The organism is Psychrobacter sp. (assembly GCF_030457785.1).
GTDB lineage: Bacteria > Pseudomonadota > Gammaproteobacteria > Pseudomonadales > Moraxellaceae > Psychrobacter.
In genome coordinates, this window is sequence record NZ_JAKDUI010000183.1 from 1 (window position 1) to 5,464 (window position 5,464).

The following is a 5,464-nucleotide window of genomic DNA, read 5'->3' on the forward strand; positions in this document are numbered from 1 at the left end:
TATATATCGATTGTCCGATTAAAGCATGTTGAACGGTTACTTTTAGTCAATTTTGACAGACGCAAGGTTTATCAAGTCTTTATTCTAAACAGCGCGTAAGTACATGATAATAGGGCGTGTCATCAATTAATATCTTCAATCACTTAGTGCTTTTAAAATAATGACACGTCCCAGTTAGTATTTAGCCAGAAATGTGGCTGAGAGTGGAATGAGTCTGGTATCAGTTTCGAGGAAGACAGCCAACACTATAATCGATGAAAAGTAATATCGATACAACACGTACTGCTGGTGCCAATTTTTTTGGCTTGCTGTACTTATGCAGACTGCAAAAGACTGAAATCAGCAGGATGTAGCGATTTTAAAGTATTTCAGCTATAGAAGTGTATTTTAACAGAAAATGGCGAGGCAATTATCTGTTGTCTAATAGTTGGAATAGACGCATTGAGTGAGTATAGCGACGTAGTTGGCATTGAGACACCCAAAAAGAGCCACCCAAAAAATCACCCTAAAAAATATCCTGTCAGTGCCGTGATTAAAGGCTAAGAGTCAGGATTTTGTCTCGTTTTTTTACCATTTCTAAAATAAAGAAACGCTTAAAATAAGATGATGCTTTAGCGCAGAACCAAGTGGCACTAATGTTCATAAGGGCTGTTGTCAAAATTGCCATTAGTGTCACTTGAGCGGTCTATTGTATTTATCTAAGCCGATGCATGAGTCTGTACTTTGCAGCAGACCATAGGTAACAAATCATCATTTCGGCTGTAATGCTAATACCTCATCAATATCTTGGGCGCTATGGCGGTTTGCCAACTGTTCCCACGCTTCGCCCCAAGTGCGGTTGACGATACGACCACGTTGTACGGCTGGTCTTGCCAAAATAGCCTTTGCCCAACGTTGTACGTGAGGGTAGTCATCAACCTGTAAAAACTCTTGTGCGTCGTACTGAGTGCCCACGACCAAATTGCCGTACCATGGCCAAGTGGCAATATCAGCGATACTGTACTCATCACCAGCGAGAAACTCATTGTTTGCCAGCTGCTTATCTAATACATCTAATTGGCGTTTGGTTTCCATGGTAAAGCGATTGATCGCATATTCGAACTTTTCGGGTGCATAAGCATAAAAATGACCGAAACCACCACCTAAATAAGGTGCAGAACCGTGTAACCAAAATAACCAGTTAAACACTTGGGTCCGCGCGCTTCCTTTTTCAGGCAGTAGCACCCCAAATTTTTCAGCAAGATGTACCAAAATAGAGGCAGATTCAAACACAGACTCATTATCTTCGCCGCTTCGATCGACTAAAGCGGGAATTTTTGAGTTGGGATTGACATCTACAAACCCTGATCCGAACTGGTCGCCTTCACCAATCTGAATCATATGTGCATCATATTCTGCCGCTTTACCCAGTGCCAGTAACTCTTCTAACATAATCGTTACTTTTTGGCCATTAGGCGTGGCGATAGAGTACAGTTGCAAGTCATGCTCACCTACTGGTAGGGCTTGCTCATGAGTAGCGCCTGAAACGGGGCGATTGACACTGGCCCATCTGCCGCCACTCTCTGCGTCATGTGTCCAGACTTTTGGTGGTACGTATTGGTCCGTCATTTTTATAACTCCTCGCGCGATTATGCGTCTTTTGCGAAGTTTTGTGGATATAGAGCACGTGCAGCGACTTCATCAAACTCAGACTTAAACTCGATATCTTTGGCAATGTTGCGCGCTTTCTCTACTGCAGGGCGATTATTGATGCTAGTAAACCAACGCTTTAGGTTAGGGTAGTTATCTAAACCTGGCTCGCCTAATATAAACGCCGCCTTATCAATCCAGCCCCAAGCTGAGATATCAGCGATAGAGTAGTCATCACCAACCAAGTACTCACGACCTTCCATATGCTTGTCTAGCACTTCGTAATGACGCTCTGCTTCACGAAGGTAGCGATTGATAGCGTAAGGAATTTTTTCTGGTGCTTTATGACTAAAGTGTACTGATTGACCAGAAAAAGGTCCTAGACCGGTCGCTAGAAACATGAGCCATGACAGCATTTCACCACGATCTTCAGGCTTTCCTGCTAGTTGACCTGTTTTTTCGGCCAAGTACATCAGGATAGCCGTGGAATCAAAGACACGCTTACCATCGTCTTCAATCGCTGGCGTTTTACCATTAGGGTTGATAGCACGGTATTCAGGAGTATGCTGTTCACCCTTCATCGTATCCACTGCGACTAACTCATATGGTAGGCCTGTCTCCATTAAATAGAGTGCTACTTTCATCGGGTTAGGGGTTTGGTGAAAATAAAACTTAATCATTACATTGTCCTTGTATGGGCTCGACGTGCGTTAGACTGAGCGAGCATGTCTAAAAAGTGGTAAATATTATTTGTAATAATTACTATAACGCTAAATGAACGAACGTTCAAGTTAATTTTGAGCATTCGTTCATTATTGATACATACAGTATTTCCTCATAAGATTTCCATTTGCCCTCTCAAATTTGATAGATAGACCATTTATCAAGTATATTTGTTTGGGCGCAGCAGTAAGGCGAGGGCAATTGCAATGGAGGCAGCAATACCAGATAGCATATAGCTAGTCGCAAAGTCACCGGTAGTTTCTGCGATATATCCCGCTGCTACTGGTCCCAGAGCTTGTCCACCCGAAAAGGCAAAAGTCAGTGCTGCAAGGGCGCTTGCCGCAGCTGCCGGACCAAAATAGTCGCCAGCGCAGGCCGAAATGATGACAGGAACGCTCCAAACGACTATGCCGAACAAAAAGATAGATAAATACAGTCCTAAGGTCCAATCAGTGAATCCAACCAACAGATAAGCAATAGCGAGGAAGAAAAATGCCAGCGCAAGACCAAGCCGCCTGCCAATACGGTCTGATATCCAGCCAAACAACAGACCGGAAAAGACACTAAGTAAACCAATCGACGCCCAAATACTACCAGCCGTCGCTTCACTCATCTGATAGGATTCCACCATGCTGGTCACGATGAATGTCACGTATACCATATAAGTCACGCCATAAATGGCAAATATCACACCTAAATGTACTAGCAGCTTAATATTGCTGCGCTCTAGCTTCTTCTTGTTTTTTACCTCTGATGTTGGCAAACGACCAAATGGTTTTTGATTGACATCATCTGGGTGATTGCGAATCAACGTAAACGAAAGACAGGCGACTAGAATGCTAATAACCGCAAAAATGAGCCAGCCAACCTGCCAAGAGAGCAAAGTAAAGATAGGCAGAAGTTTTGGAACGACAAAGCCCGATAAAATAATACCAGCCCCAGGGCCAGCCATGACTAATCCTAAGGCGAGACCACGGTGCGAGGGGAAAAACCAATGTGACATAACGCTCATCATCGGCAAGACCACGCCGCCGCTGCCAACACCAGTCAATACGTATAAAACGCAAAGTAGCGGAAAATTTGAGGTGAATGCCATGCCGAACATCGAAAAGGCAATTAATAAAAGGCTTATCGTCGCAGTGGCTCGAGTGCCGAGCCGAGGTAAAATAAGTGGACTGAGAATAACGGCAACCAAATATCCCATCAGGTTCGTAAAGCCCAACAAGCCGCTTTGGGAGTAATCTAAACCCAAAGACGATGACATGGACGGTAGCAACATACCAAAGGAAAATCGCCCCAAACCAAGTCCGCAAAACATGGCCAAAGAACCAGTAGCCGCCACAATCCATGCATAATGTATCTTGCCTTGATGAAAAGAAGGAGATCTGCTCGATTTTGGGTAGGAGGTGTCATTATCCATCAAAGCGCTCCAACCAGTTGAAGTGTTTGAATGATCGTGATTATCATCGTAATGATAGTTACACCGAAGAGAAATACTTCCTTGTTTCGAATCTGATCCATTTTACACTCATCCTTGTGTGTTTGGTTGATGGCAGCGGTTCATTGGCGATGGCATGATATGGCCATAAATAGCTTTAGCTCCTTGCTTAGCTATATAATCTAGACTTTTATGGTTGGCGTAAAAAAGGTTAACACCTGACGGCTCAACATAAAATAATCAACAGTACGAATAAGTATAGCGATACATGAACGTCCGTTCAATAAGTGTTTTCATAAACTACAGAGATATCTTTATCTGTAAAACCAAAAAAACTACCAGCCCATGAAAGAAAACTGATAGTTTGATTACTTTTTTGGATGTTAGATTTTTAGCTAGCTGAGCGGTTTGCTCAACTCAGAAAAGCGTTTTATCATAAATAACATGAGTAACAGCGCCACACTAGCAACTGCCGCTCCCACATAGCCCACACTTGATATCGACAGATGCGTCACTGCATAGCCACCGAAAAGCGCACCAGTACCAATTCCTAAATTGATAATCCCTGAAAAAATAGACATCAGCATATCTTGCGCATTGACATCGACCATGAGGACTTTGGCTTGCATCGATATGAGAAGTAGCATCAGTGCAGCACCCCATAGGAAGGCAGTTAAACTCAGTGCCCATATCGAAGTAATCACCAAAAACAGTATGAGCATGGACATGAGCATCAGTATGATAGATGTCAACATCAACCCAGTAGAGAATCTGTCACCCCAACGACTGAAGATGATACTACCAACGATACCCGCGACACCGAATAGCAGCAAAACAAACGTCGCCGCGTTTTCACTGACAGAGCCAACTTGCAGCATAAAAGGTTCGATGTAAGAGTAGGCCGTATAGTGCGCTGTGAAAACCAGTAGAATCAACAGGTACAGACAGACTAACAACGGATTTTTGAGCAGTTCTGGAATTTTTCTAAAAGACCCTTCAAACATACTGGGCAGTGTCGGTAATAGCCTTGCCTGTAGCACAAAAACAATAAAGGCAATCAAGCCGATACCGCCAAAGGTCGTACGCCAACCAAACCACTGACCAACCAAGCGGCCAATAGGCACACCCAAGACCATAGCTAATGAAGTACCAGTCGCGATGACGCTCAGCGCCAATGCTTTTTTGCCTTCGGGCGCGACACGTATGGCGATGGCTGCGGTGATAGACCAAAATATGGCATGTGATAGCGCAATACCCATGCGACTGATGAGCAGTACTTGAAAGCTCCACGCAAACACAGAGAGAATATGACTGGCAATAAACACAGCAAATATTGCCAGTAGCAAACCCTTTCTCTCAAAGCGACTGGTTAGTAACATAAGGGGCAACGACATAGCAGCAACGATCCAAGCATAAATCGTCAGCATCCAGCCTGTCTCAGCCGTGGTGATGGAAAAATCTTGAGCGATGTCACTCAATAGGGCAACAGGAACGAATTCGGTGGTATTCATGACGAAAGCGCTGATGCCCATCAAAAATACTCGAAAATACTGGGTTCGACGAGTGTCTGAGCTCGTCTCGAGGTTGTGTTTCATAAAAACCAATACTAGAAAATACTAATAAAAAATTAGCTTAGAAATGAGAGTGGACATATTAAGGCGTGTCGGAAAGGAG

Annotated in this window: 4 protein-coding genes; all 4 read right to left on the reverse strand. The window is 43.8% G+C overall.

Annotated features, from left to right (window positions below; genetic code table 11):
• Positions 1–750: 750 nt before the first annotated feature.
• Positions 751–1,608 (reverse strand): glutathione-dependent disulfide-bond oxidoreductase, encoded by an 858-nt coding sequence (gene yghU, locus L0J61_RS08830; protein WP_301466079.1) that lies wholly within the window; start codon positions 1,606–1,608, stop codon positions 751–753.
• A 20-nt stretch (positions 1,609–1,628) separates the two neighbouring features.
• Positions 1,629–2,309, reverse strand: a complete 681-nt coding sequence (locus L0J61_RS08835) for a glutathione S-transferase family protein (protein WP_301466080.1) — start codon at positions 2,307–2,309, stop codon at positions 1,629–1,631.
• A 203-nt stretch (positions 2,310–2,512) separates the two neighbouring features.
• The gene (locus L0J61_RS08840; protein ID WP_301466081.1) at positions 2,513–3,772 is read right to left on the reverse strand and encodes an MFS transporter; all 1,260 of its coding nucleotides are present in this window, start codon (positions 3,770–3,772) and stop codon (positions 2,513–2,515) included.
• Between the two features lie 413 nt (positions 3,773–4,185).
• Positions 4,186–5,385: a sugar transporter gene (locus tag L0J61_RS08845; RefSeq protein WP_301466082.1), complete on the reverse strand. Its 1,200-nt coding sequence runs from the start codon at positions 5,383–5,385 to the stop codon at positions 4,186–4,188.
• Between the last annotated feature and the right edge of the window lie 79 nt (positions 5,386–5,464).